Here is a 16,014-nt window from a genome sequence, read left to right as displayed (position 1 = left end):
TCAGGCCTGGACCGTTGCTTTCGGGACGTAGCCCGGGATCAAGGCTTCGAACTCGTGGCGGAAGTGCTTGATCATGGCGCGCACCGGCATGGCCGCCGCGTCGCCGAGGGCGCAGATGGTGCGGCCCATGATGTCGCCGGCGACGGAGTCCAGCAGCTGCAGGTCGCTGGGCTTGCCCTGGCCGTTGTGGATGCGGTCGACCACGCGGTAGAGCCAGCCGGTGCCTTCGCGGCACGGCGTGCACTGGCCGCAGGATTCGTGCATGTAGAAATACGAGAGGCGCTTGAGCGACTCGACCATCGAGCGGCTGTCGTCCATCACGATCACCGCGCCCGACCCCAGCATGGAGCCGGCCTTGGAGATGGAGTCGTAGTCCATCGTGCACTGCATCATGATGTCGGCCGGCAGCACCGGTGCCGACGAGCCGCCGGGAATCACGGCCTTGAGCGTGCGGCCCTTGCGCACGCCGCCGGCCAGTTCGAGCAGCTTGGAGAACGGCGTGCCCATCGGCACTTCGTAGTTGCCCGGCAGTTCGACGTCGCCGCTGACCGAATAGATCTTGGTGCCGCCATTGTTCGGCTTGCCGCACTCGAGGTACGCCTGGCCACCGTTGCGGATGATCCAGGGCACCGCCGCGAAGGTCTCGGTGTTGTTGATGGTGGTCGGCTTGCCGTACAGGCCGAAGCTGGCCGGGAACGGCGGCTTGAAGCGCGGCTGGCCCTTCTTGCCTTCGAGCGATTCGAGCAGCGCGGTTTCCTCGCCGCAGATGTAGGCGCCGAAGCCGTGGGCGGCGTGCAACTGGAAGTTGTACGTGCTGCCCATGATCTTGTCGCCCAGATAACCGGCGGCGCGCGCCTCCTCGAGGGCTTCCTCGAAGCGCTCGTAGCTCTGGAAGATCTCGCCGTGGATGTAGTTGTAGCCCACGCTGATGCCCATCGCATAGGCGGCGATGGCCATGCCCTCGATCACGATGTGCGGGTTGAACTGCAGGATGTCGCGGTCCTTGCAGGTGCCCGGCTCGCCTTCGTCCGAATTGCAGACCAGGTACTTCTGGCCCGGGAACTGGCGCGGCATGAAGCTCCACTTCAGGCCGGTCGGGAAACCGGCGCCGCCGCGGCCGCGCAGGCCCGAGGCCTTGACCTCGGCGATCACCTGGTCGGGCGTCAGGCCCTCGGTGAGGATCTTGCGCAGCGCCTGGTAGCCGCCGCGCGCCTCGTAGTCGGCGAGATGCCAGTTGGTGCCGTCGAGGCCGGCATAGATCTGGGCGCCGATGTGGCGGTCATGGAAGCAGGTCTGCACGCCGGTGGCGCGGAACTGCGAAAGAACCTGATCGGGCGTCATCACGAAGCCTCCCCGGGGGTTGCACTGCGCAGGCCATCGACGAGCTGGTCGAGCTTGTCGTTGCTCATGAAGCTGCACATCGTGCGGTCGTTGACCAGCATCACCGGCGAATCGGCGCAGGCGCCCAGGCATTCGCTCTGCTGCAGCGTGAACAGGCCATCGGCCGTGGTCTCGCCCATCTTGATGCCGAGCTTCTTCTCGAGGTGCACGAGGGCGGCGACGCCATCGCGCAGCTGGCACGGCAGGTTGGTGCAGACGTTGAGCTTGTACTTGCCCACCGCATGCTGGTTGTACATGTTGTAGAAGGTCGTGACCTCGTGCACCGCGATCGGCGCCATGCCGAGGTACTCGGCGATCTCGCGCTCGCGCTGGGCGCTCACGAAACCCTCGTCCTGCTGCACGATCGCCAGGCAGGCCATCACGGCCGACTGCTTGCCGGCCTCGGGGTACTTGGCCACCTCGCGCGCGAAGCGTTCGAGGGTCTCAGGCTTCAGCGGCGCCGAAGGCGCCGCGTGAGTGTCATGGGTAGAGGAAGTCATTCGCTCTTTCTCACCTGTCGATTTCGCCGAACACGATGTCCATCGTGCCGATCACCGCGACAGCGTCGGCGATCATGTGGCCGCGCGACATTTCGTCGAGGGCGGCGAGGTGCGGGAAGCCAGGGGCGCGGATCTTCAGGCGGTACGGCTTGTTGGCGCCGTCGCTCACGAGATAGATGCCGAACTCGCCCTTCGGATGCTCGACGGCGGCATAGGCCTCGCCCTCGGGCACGTGGAAGCCTTCGGTGAAGAGCTTGAAATGGTGGATCAGCTCCTCCATGTTCGCCTTCATCGATTCGCGCGCGGGCGCGGCGACCTTGTGGTTGTCGGTGATCACCGGGCCGGGGTTGGCGCGCAGCCATGCCGCGCACTGCTGGATGATCTTGTTGGCCTGGCGCATCTCCTCGACGCGCACCAGGTAGCGGTCGTAGCAGTCGCCGGTGCGGCCGACCGGCACGTCGAACTGCATGCGGTCGTAGACGTCGTAGGGCTGCTTCTTGCGCAGGTCCCATTCGACGCCCGAGCCACGCAGCATCGGGCCGGTGAAGCCGAGGTTGAGCGCGCGCTCCGGCGTGACCACGCCGATGCCCACGGTGCGCTGCTTCCAGATACGGTTGTCGGTGAGCAGCGTCTCGTACTCGTCGACCATCTTCGGGAAGCGCTTGCAGAAATCGTCGACGAAGTCGAGCAGCGAGCCCTGGCGGTTCTCGTTGAGCTTCTCGATCGCCTTCGCGTTCTTGATCTTGCTGACCTTGTACTGCGGCATCACGTCCGGCAGGTCGCGGTACACGCCGCCCGGACGGAAGTAGGCCGCGTGCATGCGCGCGCCCGACACCGCCTCGTACATGTCGAACAGGTCTTCGCGTTCGCGGAAGCAGTAGATGAGCATGTTCATCGCACCGCAATCGAGGCCGTGCGCGCCGAGCCACAGCAGGTGGTTCAGCAGCCGGGTGATCTCGGCGAACATGACGCGGATGTACTGCGCGCGGATCGGCACCTCGAGGCCCATCATCTTCTCGATGGCGAGGCAGTAGGCGTGCTCGTTGGACATCATCGACACGTAGTCGAGGCGGTCCATGTAGGGCAGCGACTGGATGAAGGTGCGCGATTCGGCGAGCTTCTCGGTCGCGCGGTGCAGCAGGCCGATGTGCGGGTCGGCGCGCTGGATCACTTCGCCGTCGAGCTCGAGCACCAAGCGCAGCACGCCGTGTGCCGCGGGATGCTGGGGACCGAAGTTGAGGGTGTAGTTCTTGATTTCGGCCATGTCAGTGGAGTCCGCCGCCGTAGTTGTCTTCGCGGATCACGCGCGGCGTGATCTCGCGCGGCTCGATCGATACCGGCTGGTAGACCACGCGCTTCTGCTCTTCGTCGTAGCGCATCTCGACATGACCCGACACCGGGAAGTCCTTGCGGAACGGATGGCCGATGAAGCCGTAGTCGGTCAGGATGCGGCGCAGGTCGTCGTGGCCTTCGAACACGATGCCGTAGAGGTCGAAGGCCTCGCGCTCGAACCAGGTCGCCGCGTTCCACACGGGCTGCAGGGAGTCGACCACCGGCAGGTCTTCGCTGGGCGCGAACACCTTGAGGCGCACGCGCTGGTTGAGGCTCACCGACAGCAGGTGCGAGACGACGCCGTAGCGCTCGCCTTCCCACTCGCCTTCGCGGTAGTCGGAATAGTCCATGCCGCAGAGATCGATCAGCTGCTCGAAGCGGCAGCCCGGCGCATCGCGCAGCAGCAGCGCCGCGTCGATGTAATCGGCAGCGCCCACCACCACGGTCACCTCACCCAGCGCAACGGTCACGCTCCGGGCCTTGTCGCCCAGGGTCTGCACCAGAGTCGCCTGCAGCGCCTCCGGAGAAATTGCAAAGTCGGTCATCTCGGCAATTCCTCAGGCACGCGCGATGGTGTTGGTGCGGCGGATCTTCTGCTGCAGCTGGATGATCCCGTAGAGCAGCGCTTCGGCGGTGGGCGGGCAGCCCGGCACGTAGACGTCGACCGGAACGATCCGGTCGCAGCCACGCACCACCGAGTAGCTGTAGTGGTAGTAGCCGCCGCCGTTGGCGCACGAACCCATCGAGAGCACCCAGCGCGGCTCGGGCATCTGGTCATAGACCTTGCGCAGCGCCGGCGCCATCTTGTTGCACAGCGTGCCGGCCACGATCATCAGGTCGGACTGACGCGGGCTCGGACGGAACAGCATGCCGAAACGGTCGATGTCGTAGCGGGCCGCGCCCGCGTGCATCATTTCGACCGCACAGCAAGCCAGACCGAACGTCATCGGCCACAGAGATCCGGTCTTCGCCCAGTTCACCACCGAGTCGTAGGTGGTCGTGACGAAGCCTTCCTTGAGAACGCCTTCAATGGCCATCGTGTAGCTTCCTTATTCCCAGTCGAGCGCGCCTTTTTTCCACTCGTAGGCGAAGCCCACGACGAGGATGGCGAGAAAGATCATCATGGCCCAGAAGCCGACAGCACCGATCTCCTTGAGCGCAATGGCCCACGGGAAGAGAAAGGCAATCTCCAGATCGAACAGGATGAAGAGAATGGCAACCAGGTAATAGCGCACGTCGAACTTCATGCGCGCATCCTCGAAGGCCTCGAAGCCGCACTCGTAAGGTGCGTTCTTGGCTGCGTCAGGCCGATTGGGGCCGAGGATGTATCCGATGACCTGTGGAGCGACGCCTACGCCGACCCCGACCAGAATGAACAAAAGGACGGGAAGGTAGGAATCGAGGTTCATCGGGAGCTTTCACCGCTTGCCACCGACAGAAGCACCTTCATGAGGCGTCCTGTCGGTGAGATTTGGTGCGGTCGGCGAGACTCGAACTCGCACAGCTTTCGCCACTACCCCCTCAAGATAGCGTGTCTACCAATTTCACCACGACCGCGGTTTTTTCTGTTCGGATGGCATGAGGTGCCTACAAAGAGGTTTGGCTTTCCGAACAGCTTTAGAGTTTACCCTGAAATGAAGCCATTTCTTACGGGTCACTCTGAAAACATCAGAGTTACTTGCTGGGAATCTGTCCCGCGCCAGCCGCAGGCGCGCTCGCGGGTGCCGCGGCAGGCGCCGCGCCCGACTGGCCCGAGGGAATCTGGCCTGCCGCACCCGAAGCCGGCGTAGCGGGCACGCCGATGGCCGCACGCTCCAGCAGGCTGCCGCCGCCCGTGGGACGTGCGTGGCTGAAGTAGGCCAGCAGCAGCGTGCAGGCAAAGAACACCGCGGCCAGCACGGCCGTGGTGCGCGAGAGGAAGTTCGCGCTGCCGCTGGCGCCGAACAGGCTGCCGGCGCTGCCGCTGCCGAAGGCCGCGCCCATGTCGGCGCCCTTGCCGTGCTGGATCAGGATCAGCCCGATCATCACCAGCGCCGACAGCATCTGCACGCCGACCAGAAGGTTGAGGACCACGTTCATTCGTTCTTACTCCTAATTGATGCCTGCCCTGCCCGCTTCAGCGGACGGCGGCGGAAATGATCTGCAAAAAGTCGGGGGCCTTCAGGGAAGCGCCACCGATCAGGCCGCCGTCGATGTCGGCTTGCGCCAACAGTTCGGCCGCGTTGGCGGCATTCATGCTGCCGCCGTAGAGGATCTTGATGCCGGCCGCGTGCTCGCTCGCGGCGTGATGCAGTTGCGCGCGCAGCACCGCGTGCACCGCTTGCGCCTGTTCGGGCGTAGCGGTCTTGCCGGTGCCGATGGCCCACACGGGTTCGTAGGCGACCACGATCTCGCTGATGCAGTGGCCGTTCACGTGGATGACCGCCGCCAGCTGGCGCTTCACCACTTCCTCGGTCTGGCCCGCTTCGCGCTGCGCCAGCGTCTCGCCGACGCAGACGATCGGCGTGATGCCGTTGGCCAGCGCGGCCGCGGTCTTCGCGGCCACGGCGTCGTCGGTCTCGCCGTGGTACTGGCGGCGCTCCGAATGGCCGACGATGGCATAGCGCACACCGAAGTCCTTCAGCATCGCCGCCGACTGCTCGCCCGTGAAGGCGCCCTGCGCCTGCGCGGAAATGTCCTGCGCGCCCAGCGCCATCGGCGAACCCGCCAGCAGCGACTGCAGTTGCGCGAAATACGGCGCAGGCGCGCACAGCGCGATGTCGCACGCGGGCGCATTCGCCGCGAGTCCCTGCCGCAGCGCCGTCACCAGCGCCTCGTTGGCAGCCAGGCTGCCATTCATCTTCCAGTTCCCTGCGATCAGTTTCTTGTGGGTCGTCATCGTGCTCGTCTCGTCACCAGGTCAGCACGATCTTGCCGATGTGCTGGTTCGATTCCATCAACGCATGCGCCTGCGCCGCGCCGCTGGGCTCGCCGGCCGCCGCGAAGGTGCTGTGGATCACCGGCTTGACCGCGCCGCTCTCGAGCAGCGGCCACACCTTCTCGCGCAGCGCCTTGGCGATCGCGCCCTTGAATGCCACCGGCCGCGGACGCAGCGTCGAGCCCGTGATCGTGAGCCGCTTGCGCAGCACCAGGCCCGCGTTGATCTGGCTCTTGACGCCGCCCTGCACCGCGATGATCACCAGCCGGCCGTCCTCGGCCAGGCATTCGACCTCGCGCGCCACGTAGTCGCCCGCGACCATGTCGAGGATGACGTCCACGCCCTTGCCGCCGGTCAGCGACTTCGCCACTTCGACGAAATCGGCCGTGCGGTAGTTGATCGCGTGATCGGCGCCGAGTTTCAGGCAGGCCTCGCACTTGTCGTCGCTGCCGGCCGTGACGATCACGGTCGCACCCAGCGCCTTGGCGATCTGGATCGCCGTGACGCCGATGCCGCTCGAGCCGCCCTGGATCAGCAGGGTTTCGCCCTGCTGCAGGCGGCCGCGCTCGAACACGTTGCTCCAGACGGTGAAGAAGGTCTCGGGCAGCGAAGCCGCCTCGACGTCGCTCCAGCCCTTGGGCACCGGCAGGCACTGCGCCACCGGCGCCACGCACAGCTGTGCATAGCCGCCGCCGGCGATCAGCGCGCAGACGCGGTCGCCGATCGCGAAGCCCGCCTCGGCCAATGCCGCGGCATCGCCCGACACGATCTCGCCGGCCACCTCGAGGCCCGGCAGGTCGGAGGCGCCGGGCGGCACCGGGTAGTGGCCCATGCGCTGCAGCACGTCGGGGCGGTTGACACCGCTGGCCGACACGCGGATCAGCAGCTCGCCCACGCCGGCGACCGGATCGGGACGATCCGTGACGCGCAGCACCTCGGGGGCGCCGTACGAAGCGATTTCAATGGCTTTCATGGTCTCCTGGCCTCCAGCCGCCCGTGCGACGGGCGCATTCAGCAATCGGAAAGGCAAAGGCGGCGCGCGGCGCATGCCGCGGCCGCCATGGCCTTCTTACTCCTGCGACTCGCGCGGAGCCTGCGGCTGCTGCGACTCGCCGGCCGGAGCCTGCTCGTTGCGCGGCTGCTGCTGGTCGTTGTTGAAGCGCGGAGCGCGCTCGCCGCGGTCACCGCGGTCACCGCGATCGCCGCGATCACCACCACGGTCGCCGCGGTCGCCACGGTCACGGCGCTCGCCGCCACGGTCACCGCGGTCTTCGCGCGGCGGACGCTCGCTGTATTCCATGCCGGCCGGACGCTCGGTCAGTGCCTTCATCGACAGCTTGACGCGACCCTTGTCGTCGGTCTCGAGGACCTTGACCTTCACGATCTGGCCTTCGCTCAGGTAGTCGGTCACCTTCTCGACGCGTTCGTGCGCGATCTGGCTGATGTGCAGCAGGCCGTCCTTGCCGGGCAGCAGGTTGATGAGCGCACCGAAGTCCAGGATCTTGGTGACCGGGCCTTCGTAGATCTTGCCGATCTCGACCTCGGCCGTGATCTGCTCGATGCGCTTCTTGGCCTCTTCGGCCTTGGCCGGATCGGTCGACGCGATGGTGATGGTGCCGTCTTCGTCGATGTTGATCTGCGTGCCGGTTTCTTCCTGCAGGCCGCGGATGACCGCGCCGCCCTTGCCGATCACGTCGCGGATCTTCTCGGGGTTGATCTTCAGCGTGGTCAGGCGCGGTGCGAACTGCGACACGTCGGACTTGGCCTCGCCCATCGCTTCCTGCATCTTGCCGAGGATGTGCATGCGCGCTTCCTTGGCCTGTGCCAGCGCGACCTGCATGATTTCCTTGGTGATGCCCTGGATCTTGATGTCCATCTGCAGCGCGGTGATGCCGTTGGTCGTGCCGGCCACCTTGAAGTCCATGTCGCCGAGGTGGTCCTCGTCGCCCAGGATGTCGGTCAGCACCGCGAAGCGGTTGTCTTCCTTGATCAGGCCCATGGCGATGCCGGCCACGTGGGCCTTCATCGGCACGCCGGCGTCCATCATCGAGAGGCAGCCGCCGCAGACCGAAGCCATCGACGAGGAGCCGTTCGACTCGGTGATCTCCGACACCACGCGCACGGTGTAGGGGAACTCTTCCTTGTTCGGCAGCACGGCGACGAGAGCGCGCTTGGCCAGGCGGCCGTGGCCGACTTCGCGGCGCTTGGTCGAGCCCATGCGGCCCACTTCACCGGTGGCGAAGGGAGGCATGTTGTAGTGGAACAGGAAGCGGTCCTCGAACTCGCCGGCCAGCGCGTCGATGCGCTGCGCGTCGCGTTCGGTGCCCAGCGTGGTCACGACCAGCGCCTGGGTCTCGCCGCGCGTGAACAGCGCCGAGCCGTGGGTGCGCGGCAGCACCGAGTTGCGGATCTCGATCGGGCGCACGGTGCGGGTGTCGCGGCCGTCGATGCGCGGCTCGCCTTGCAGGATCTGGCTGCGCACGATGCGCGCTTCGATCGCGAACAGCAGGTCGCTGACCTTGCCGGCGTCGAATTCGGCGCCTTCGGCCTTCAGGGCCTCGTAGACGCTGGCATTGGCTTCGCGCAGGGCCTGGGTGCGGGCCTGCTTGCTGCGGATCTGGTAGACGGCGCGCAGCTTCTCCTCGGCCAGGCCGTTGACCTTGGCGATGAAGGCCTCGTCCTTGGCTTCGGGCGCCCAGGTGCCTTCCTTGACCCACAGCGGCTTGCCGGCGTCGCGCACCAGTTCGTGGATGGCGTTGATCGCCACCTTGCCCTGTTCGTGGCCGAAGACCACGGCGCCGAGCATGATCTCCTCGGCCAGTTGCTGGGCTTCGGACTCGACCATCAGCACGGCGGCTTCGGTGCCGGCCACGACGAGGTCCATCTGCGAATCCTTGCGCGCGGTCTGGCCCGGGTTCAACACGTACTGGCCGTTGATGTAGCCCACGCGCGCGGCGCCGATCGGGCCGTCGAACGGAATGCCCGAGACCGACAGGGCGGCGCTCACGGCGATCATCGCGGCGATGTCGGCGTCGACTTCGGGGTTCAGCGACACGGTGTGGATCACCACGTGCACTTCGTTGAGGAAGCCCTCGGGGAACAGCGGACGGATCGGGCGGTCGATCAGGCGGCTGGTCAGGGTCTCGAGCTCGCTGGGCTTGGCTTCGCGCTTGAAGAAGCTGCCGGGGATCTTGCCGGCGGCATAGGTCTTCTCGATGTAGTCGACGGTCAGCGGGAAGAAGTCCTGGCCCGGCTTGGCGCTCTTGGAAGCGACCACGGTGGCCAGCACGACGGTGCCGTCGATGTCGACCAGCACGGCGCCCGTGGCCTGACGGGCGATTTCGCCCGTTTCCATGACGACGGTCTTGTCGCCCCATTGGAAGGACTTGGTGACTTTGTTGAAGAGGCTCATGTTTGCTCCTGTTTTAGTAGCAGATCATCGAAGATCCGCAGGACTCGGAGGGCTTTCTCAGAACACGATGCCATTCCAGCGAAGCTCGGCTCGAACTTCCCTGGAATGACACAGCTTCGCTCTGTAGGGCACCCCGAAAGTGGTTCGCGAAGTAAAAAACGCCTGAGCTAGCGGACTAACCCAGGCGTTTTTTCATGCGATTCGGCTTACTTGCGCAGGCCCAGCTTGGCGATCAGCGCGGTGTAACGGTCGGCGTCCTTGGACTTCAGGTAGTCGAGCAGCTTGCGACGGCGGCTCACCATGCGCAGCAGGCCGCGACGGCCGTGGTGGTCCTTGGCGTGCGTCTTGAAGTGGGGGGTGAGCTCGTTGATGCGGGCGGTCAGCAGTGCGACTTGCACTTCGGGGCTGCCGGTGTCGTTGGCTGCGCGGGCGTTGTCCTTGACGACTTCGGCCTTGATGGAGGCTGCGATCATTGGTTTTTCCTTTGTTCCGGTGGTGTTTGACTTGCGGTGGGTGCTGGAACTGCGCTCACCGTGCGCCTTGCGGCATGCAAAGCCTTGGGATTATACATCGGCCGTCCCGGACGCCCCTTCCCGGCGGCGCCTGTCGAGCGAGACCAGCGCCACCGCCCCCAGCACGCAGGCCGCGCCGGCGATCTGGGGCCAGCCCACCGGTTCGCCCAGCCACCAGGCCGCGAGGGCCAGCGCCGACACCGGCATCAGCGCCGTGAACAGCGCCGCCTCGGCGCCGCTGAGCCGGGCCGCGCCCGCGTACCAGAGCAGGAAGCCCGCCACGGTCGGCACCAGCGCGTAGTAGGCCACACCGGCCAGCGCCTCGGCCGGCACCGCCTGCAGCCAGGCACGCTCGAGCAGCGCGGGCGGCAGCGACAGCAGCAGCCCCAGCGCGGTCATCGCGCTCGACTGCGCGAGCGGCGGCAGCGGCACGCGCAGCCGCTTGTTGAGCAGGATGAACAGCGATTCGAAGGCCACCGCGCCCAGCACCAGCAGGTTGCCGAGCAGCGCGGCCGGCGTGCGCGCGCCGCCCTCCCCGCCCGGTCGCAGCGTGATCGCCAGCACGCCCAGGCTCGCGAGCACGATCCCGCCGATCAGGTAGCGCCCGGGCCGCTCGCGCAGCGCGAGCACCGCCACCAGCGCGGCGATGGCGGGCCGGGGGCCGGCCACCACGCCCGCGTCGGCCGCCGGCGCCCAGCGCAGGCCCAGGATCAGCAGCACCGTGTAGCCGACGCTGCCCGCGGCCGCCTGGCACAGCAGCAGCCAGGCATCGTGCCGGTCCGGGCGCGGCCAGCGCACGCGCATCCACCGCATCAGCACCAGGAACACCGGCAGCGCCAGCGCGAAGCGCAGCGCGGTCGCCGTGAACGGCGGCAGGCCGCCCGCGATCAGCTTGCTCGCGACCACCGTGCTGCCGACCGTGACCATCGCGAGCGCGCACAGCCACATCCCCTTGCCACGTTCCGACATACCTGTCGCCTTTCATTTGCAGAAAGCGCGAGCGTCTCCCGCCGGAGGCGCGGCGGTCTTGAACGAAATTGCAGGGGACCGGCTCAGGCGCCGTGCGCGGCCGCATAGGCCCCGGGCGTGAAGCCCAGGAAGCGCACGAAGGCCCGCGTCATGTGGCTCTGGTCGGCGAAGCCCGCGCCGGCCGCGGCATCGGCCAGCGCCCGCCCCTGCGCGATCAGCCGGCGCGCGCGCGACAACCGGCACTGCTGCAGCCAGGCATGCGGCGGCAGCCCGAAGGCGGCCGCGAAGCCGCGCAGCAGCTGCCAGCGGCTCAGGCCGGCCTCGTGCGCGAGCTCGGCGAGCGTGGGCGCAGTCACGCAGTCGTCGGCGATGCGTGCCCGCGCGCGTTCCAGCGCCACGGAGGCGATGCGAGGCACGGGCTCCGGCGCCAGCGCGCCCGGTGCATCGCGCAGCAATTCGAGCACGCCCTGCTCGAGCGCCAACGCATCGGCGCCCTCGGCCACGCGCGCGAACAGCCGCTCGACCCCGCACCGCAGCGCCGGATCGTTGAGCACCGGCCGCGTCAGCTCGAGCCCGGGCGCGGCATCGGCCAGCAACGCGGGCGCCAGGTGCAGCATGCGCCAGGCGCGCGCCTCGCCGCGCAGCGCGACGCCGTCGTGCACCTCGCCCGGGTTGACCGTGATGACGTCCCCGCGCACCGCCTCGACCGCACCGCGGCCGCTGGCCGAGCGCTGGCCGCCGCGATCGATCACGCCGATGCCGTAGACGTCGTGCATGTGGCGCGGAAAGCTGCGCGCCGATTCGGCCGCGATCGTCTGCAGGCCCGCCAGCGCCGAGCCGCGGATGCGCACCGCATCGACGGTCGCGGGCCTCGGCTTCATTCAGCCCTGCTGCTTGGCGAGCCAGCCGCGCAGCCGCTCCACGCCCTGCACCAGCCGCTGCGGATCCTTCGAGGCGAAGCACCAGCGCAGCCAGCCCTGCCCCTCGGGGGCGAAGGCATTGCCGGGCGCGAGCCCGAGCCCGGCCTCGACCACCAGCCGCTTGGCCACCTCGAAGGAATCGTCGAAACCCTCGAGCCGGAAGAAGGCGTACATGCCGCCCCTGGCCGGCGCCACCTGCACGCCCGGCACATCCGCGAGCAACGGCACCAGCGTGTCGCGGCAATGCTTGAGGTGCGTCACCACGCGCGGCGTGATCTCGGCCGTGTGCTCGATCGCCACCACCCCAGCGCGCTGCGTGAACACGCTCGCGCACGAGGTGTTGAACTCGATCAGCTTGCCGATGCCCTCGACCAGCGCGGGCGGCAGCACCAGCCAGCCCAGGCGCCAGCCGGTCATCAGGAAGCTCTTCGAGAAGCTGTGCGTGACCACCAGCCGGTCGTCGGGCCGCGCGATGTCGAGGAAGCTCGGCGCGCAGCCGTTGGCCGTGGGCTCGAAGTACAGGCGCTCGTAGACCTCGTCCGCGAGGATCCAGGTGCCGGTCTCGCGGCAATGGTCGAGCACGGCCTGCTGTTCCTCGCGGGTCATCGTCCAGCCGGTCGGGTTGTTCGGCGCGTTGACGATCAGCAGCCTGGTGGTCGACGTGACCGCCGCGCGCAGCGCCTGCAGGTCCAGCGTCCATTCGCCCCGCACCGGCACCAGCGGCACCGTGCGCACCGTCGCGCCGAGGATCGCGGGCTGCGCCGTGAGGTTGGGCCACACGGGCGTCACCGCGACCACCTCGTCGCCGGCATCGACCAGCGCCTGCACCGCGAGCATCAGCGCGCTCACGCCGCCCGAGGTGACGGCGATGCGCGAGGCATCGACCGCGGGATGCAGGCTGCTGGTGTAGCGCGCGATCGCCGCGCGCAGCTCGGGCAGGCCGAGGTTGTGGGCGTAGAAGGTCTCGCCGCGCTGCAGCGAATCGATCGCCGCCTGGCGGATGACTTCGGGCGTGACCTCGTCGCTCTCGCCGAACCAGAAGGCGAGCACGTCGCTGCGGCCGAGGCCGGCATTGGCGACTTCGCGGATCTTGGAGGCTTCGAGGTTGTGGATGGCTTGGCGCATGCTGTGTTTTTCTTTCGTTGTCGTCGTGTCTTCGCTTCGTGCCTTCAGGGGCGCTTCATCTTGCACGAAGTCGGCAGCTCCGCGCGCTCGGGGGCAATGGTCTTGACCACGCGAAAGCCGTAGCCCGAGCCCTCGACGTCGAACTGCACGCCCGGTCGGCCCTGCCTGTCCATCACGCCGACCACCAGTTGCTGCTGGAACTGGTGGTCGGCCGCGCGCATGCGCCCGCGCTGGCCGTACAGCGTGACGTCGGCCTGCTCGAGCGCGCGCGCCACGGCCACGGTGTCGGTGCCGCCCGCGCGCTCGAGCGCCTGCGCCAGCGACTCGATCAAGAGCTGCATGCGCATGTGGACGTAGTCGTCCGCGGGCTTCGGAAAGCGCGTGCGGAAGGCGCGGTAGAAGGCCTCCGACTGCGGCGTCTGCACATTCGGCAGCCAGTCGGCCACCGCGATCACGCGGCCGATGCCGGCATCGCCGATGGCCGCGGGCGCGCCCAGCGCATTGCCGTAGAAGGTGTAGAAGGTGCCGTTGAAGCCGGCCTCGCGCGCGGCCTTCACGAGCAGCGTGAGGTCGTTGCCCCAGTTGCCCGTGACCACCGCCTGCGCGCCGCTCGCGATGATCTTGCTGGCGTAGGGCGCGAAGTCCTTGACCTTGCCCAGCGGATGCAGCTCGTCGCCGACGATCTCCACGTCGGGCCGCAGCGTGCCGAGCTGGCGCCGCGATTCGCGCAGCACCGCCTGGCCGAAGCTGTAGTCCTGTCCCAGCAGGTAGATGCGCTTGAGCGCGGCGTCGTCCTTCACCACGTCCATCAGCGCGGCCACGCGCATATCGGCATGGGCGTCGAAGCGAAAGTGCCAGAAGCTGCAGCGCTCATTGGTCAGCGAGGGCTCGACCGCCGCGTAGTTGAGGAACAGCATGCGCCGCTGCGGGTCGCGCTCGTTGTGCTTGTCGATCGCATCGATCAGGGCCGCCGCGGTGGCCGAGGAGTTGCCCTGCAGCACGATGCGCGCGCCATCGTCGATCGCGGCGCGCAGCGCCGACAGCGCTTCCTCGTTCTGACCCTTGCTGTCGTAGCGGTCGAGCTGCAGCGGCCGCGCGCCGCCCGGCAGCCTGATGCCGCCGCGCGCATTCACGCGCTCCACGGCCCACAGCAGGTTGCGGAACACCGCCTCGCCGGTGTTGGCGAACGGGCCGCTCATGCTTTCGATGAGCGCCAGGCGGATGGGCGCGGGCGGGGTCTGCGCAAGCGCCGCGAAGGGCCTCGCGCATAGCGACAGTGCCGCTAATTTCAAGGCCCGGCGGCGCTCGAAAAAGCTGGAATTCATTGACTTGAAACGCGCGCCACAAGGCCTAGATGAGGTCTCAAGCGGCACTCAGATTGAACGGCCGCGCAGTGTAAGGGACACACATTCCATGTCCCCATTGTGTTCATTCAGGAGTACTTCCATGTTTTTCGCACCCGCTCTCCGCGCCACCCGTTTCACCCCCCGCGCCTACGACCGCGCCTTCGAACGCTTCGTGAACGATGCCTTCGCCGGCACCGCGCGCCGCTCGCCGCTGGTCGAGCAGGACGACAAGAGCTGGACCCTGTCGCTCGACGTGCCCGGCTTCGCCCGCGAGGACCTGAGCATCGGCATCGAAGGCGCCGTGGTCCGCATCGAGAGCAAGGCCGACGCCAAGCGCCAGTTCAAGGCCGCCTACGAGCTGCCGCTGGACATCGACGCAGCGGCCAGCGAAGCCAAGCTCGAGAACGGCGTGCTGACCCTGAAGCTCGCCAAGGTGGTGCCGGTCAGCCAGGTCTCGCAGCTGCAGATCAACTGATCCAGGCGCAACCGACCTGCGAAAAAGCCCGCGCGGCGACCAGCCACGCGGGCTTTTTCATGGGCGCTCTCAGGCGGTGGCGGGCAGGTCCGCCGACAGCGAGGCCATCGGCCAGCGCGGCTTCACGTCGAAAGCGTAGCGCTCGGTGGGCTGCGACAGCCCCGACTGCAGCCGCATCGCCGCGGCCATCGCGATCATCGCGCCGTTGTCGGTGCACAGGTGCAGTTCGGGGTAGTGCACGCGCACGCCGCGCTTCGCGCAGGCGGCATTCAACTGCTCGCGCAGCATGCGGTTCGCTCCCACGCCGCCGGCCACCACCAGCCGCTTGAGGCCGGCCTGGTCGAGCGCGGCCAGCGACTTCTTCAGCAGCACTTCGACGATCGCCGCCTGCGTGGAGGCCGCGAGGTCGGGCTTGCGCGCCTCGAGCGAATCGCCGAGCTTCCTGGCCTGCGTGAGCACGGCCGTCTTGAGGCCGGCGAAGGAGAAGTCGAGATCGCCGCTGTGCAGCAACGGGCGCGGCAACTTGAAGGCCGCCGGATCGCCACCCTCGGCCAGCTTGGCGAGCCAGGGGCCGCCGGGGTACGGCAGGCCCATGAGCTTGGCGCTCTTGTCGAAGGCCTCGCCGGCCGCGTCGTCGATGGTTTCGCCCAGCAGCTCGTAGCGGCCCACGCCGTCCACGCGCATCAGCTGGGTGTGGCCGCCCGAGACCAGCAGCGCCACGAAGGGGAACTCGGGCGGGTCGGCGCTCAGGAACGGCGACAGCAGGTGGCCTTCGAGATGGTGCACGCCCAGCACGGGCTTGCCGAGCGCCGCGCCCAGCGCGCAGGCCACGCCCGCGCCCACGAGCAGCGCGCCCGCGAGGCCGGGGCCGCGCGTGTAGGCGACCACGTCGACCTCGGCCAGCGCACGCCCGGCCTCGGCCATCACGGCATCGGTCAGCGGCAGCACGCGGCGGATGTGGTCGCGGCTCGCGAGTTCGGGCACCACGCCGCCATAGGCCTGGTGCATCGCGATCTGGCTGTGCAGCGCATGCGAGCGCAGCACCGGCAGCGCGTCGCCATGCGACTCGACCAGCGCCACGCCGGTCTCGTCGCAGGAGGATTCGATTCCTAGAAGCAGCATGGCC

General features: G+C 67.9%; 17 protein-coding genes and 1 tRNA gene. 1 reads left to right on the top strand and 17 read right to left on the bottom strand.

Translation table 11 applies throughout. From position 1 onward, the window contains the following. The 16 genes from nuoF to ACEN9J_RS31020 all read right to left on the bottom strand — a co-directional run bounded on the left by nuoF (position 1) and on the right by ACEN9J_RS31020 (position 14,392). Positions 1–1,341 (bottom strand): NADH-quinone oxidoreductase subunit NuoF, encoded by a 1,341-nt coding sequence (gene nuoF / locus ACEN9J_RS31095; RefSeq protein ID WP_057592168.1) that lies wholly within the window; start codon positions 1,339–1,341, stop codon positions 1–3. Then, positions 1,341–1,880: an NADH-quinone oxidoreductase subunit NuoE gene (gene nuoE / locus ACEN9J_RS31090; RefSeq protein ID WP_413762938.1), complete on the bottom strand. Its 540-nt coding sequence runs from the start codon at positions 1,878–1,880 to the stop codon at positions 1,341–1,343. The genes nuoF and nuoE overlap by 1 nt, the downstream gene beginning before the upstream one ends. Positions 1,881–1,890: 10 nt before the next feature. After that, positions 1,891–3,144, bottom strand: coding sequence for an NADH-quinone oxidoreductase subunit D (locus tag ACEN9J_RS31085; RefSeq protein ID WP_057592166.1), 1,254 nt, complete (start codon positions 3,142–3,144; stop codon positions 1,891–1,893). Between the two features lies 1 nt (position 3,145). After that, a complete protein-coding gene (locus ACEN9J_RS31080; protein ID WP_057592165.1) occupies positions 3,146–3,757 on the bottom strand; it encodes an NADH-quinone oxidoreductase subunit C in 612 nt (203 codons plus the stop codon). A gap of 12 nt (positions 3,758–3,769) precedes the next feature. Beyond that, positions 3,770–4,249: a NuoB/complex I 20 kDa subunit family protein gene (locus ACEN9J_RS31075; protein WP_057592164.1), complete on the bottom strand. Its 480-nt coding sequence runs from the start codon at positions 4,247–4,249 to the stop codon at positions 3,770–3,772. A gap of 12 nt (positions 4,250–4,261) precedes the next feature. Continuing rightward, the gene (locus tag ACEN9J_RS31070) at positions 4,262–4,621 is read right to left on the bottom strand and encodes an NADH-quinone oxidoreductase subunit A (protein ID WP_012748607.1); all 360 of its coding nucleotides are present in this window, start codon (positions 4,619–4,621) and stop codon (positions 4,262–4,264) included. 63 nt (positions 4,622–4,684) lie between these two features. Beyond that, a tRNA-Leu gene (locus ACEN9J_RS31065) sits at positions 4,685–4,769 on the bottom strand. Positions 4,770–4,886: 117 nt separating this feature from the next. Continuing rightward, positions 4,887–5,291, bottom strand: coding sequence for a preprotein translocase subunit SecG (gene secG / locus ACEN9J_RS31060; RefSeq protein ID WP_057592163.1), 405 nt, complete (start codon positions 5,289–5,291; stop codon positions 4,887–4,889). 37 nt (positions 5,292–5,328) lie between these two features. Then, positions 5,329–6,090: a triose-phosphate isomerase gene (gene tpiA / locus ACEN9J_RS31055; RefSeq protein ID WP_261212615.1), complete on the bottom strand. Its 762-nt coding sequence runs from the start codon at positions 6,088–6,090 to the stop codon at positions 5,329–5,331. Positions 6,091–6,103: 13 nt separating this feature from the next. Then, entirely contained in the window at positions 6,104–7,102 is a 999-nt protein-coding gene (locus ACEN9J_RS31050; RefSeq protein WP_413762937.1) for an NAD(P)H-quinone oxidoreductase, read from the bottom strand. A 96-nt stretch (positions 7,103–7,198) separates the two neighbouring features. Beyond that, a complete protein-coding gene (pnp, locus tag ACEN9J_RS31045) occupies positions 7,199–9,541 on the bottom strand; it encodes a polyribonucleotide nucleotidyltransferase (protein ID WP_413762936.1) in 2,343 nt (780 codons plus the stop codon). Between the two features lie 206 nt (positions 9,542–9,747). Continuing rightward, entirely contained in the window at positions 9,748–10,014 is a 267-nt protein-coding gene (rpsO, locus tag ACEN9J_RS31040; protein WP_007837783.1) for a 30S ribosomal protein S15, read from the bottom strand. Positions 10,015–10,104: 90 nt separating this feature from the next. Continuing rightward, entirely contained in the window at positions 10,105–11,022 is a 918-nt protein-coding gene (locus ACEN9J_RS31035; RefSeq protein WP_413762935.1) for a DMT family transporter, read from the bottom strand. Between the two features lie 83 nt (positions 11,023–11,105). Then, a complete protein-coding gene (locus ACEN9J_RS31030) occupies positions 11,106–11,903 on the bottom strand; it encodes an AraC family transcriptional regulator (protein ID WP_413762934.1) in 798 nt (265 codons plus the stop codon). After that, positions 11,904–13,115 carry a pyridoxal phosphate-dependent aminotransferase gene (locus tag ACEN9J_RS31025; protein WP_413764645.1) on the bottom strand — a complete coding sequence of 404 codons (1,212 nt, stop codon included), beginning with the start codon at positions 13,113–13,115 and terminating at the stop codon, positions 11,904–11,906. Continuing rightward, a complete protein-coding gene (locus tag ACEN9J_RS31020) occupies positions 13,112–14,392 on the bottom strand; it encodes a branched-chain amino acid ABC transporter substrate-binding protein (protein ID WP_413762933.1) in 1,281 nt (426 codons plus the stop codon). Before ACEN9J_RS31020 ends, ACEN9J_RS31025 begins: the two co-directional genes overlap by 4 nt. A gap of 121 nt (positions 14,393–14,513) precedes the next feature. Between ACEN9J_RS31020 and ACEN9J_RS31015 the strand changes: the two genes are divergently transcribed. Further along, a complete protein-coding gene (locus ACEN9J_RS31015; RefSeq protein WP_296737480.1) occupies positions 14,514–14,888 on the top strand; it encodes an Hsp20/alpha crystallin family protein in 375 nt (124 codons plus the stop codon). A gap of 69 nt (positions 14,889–14,957) precedes the next feature. On the opposite strand, the gene tsaD is transcribed toward ACEN9J_RS31015, so the two are convergent. Then, positions 14,958–16,010, bottom strand: coding sequence for a tRNA (adenosine(37)-N6)-threonylcarbamoyltransferase complex transferase subunit TsaD (tsaD, locus tag ACEN9J_RS31010; RefSeq protein ID WP_057592154.1), 1,053 nt, complete (start codon positions 16,008–16,010; stop codon positions 14,958–14,960). Positions 16,011–16,014 lie beyond the last annotated feature (4 nt).

This window comes from Variovorax sp. Varisp41 (assembly GCF_047325085.1).
GTDB lineage: Bacteria > Pseudomonadota > Gammaproteobacteria > Burkholderiales > Burkholderiaceae_C > Variovorax.
This window is presented reverse-complemented; position numbering and strand designations above follow the sequence as displayed.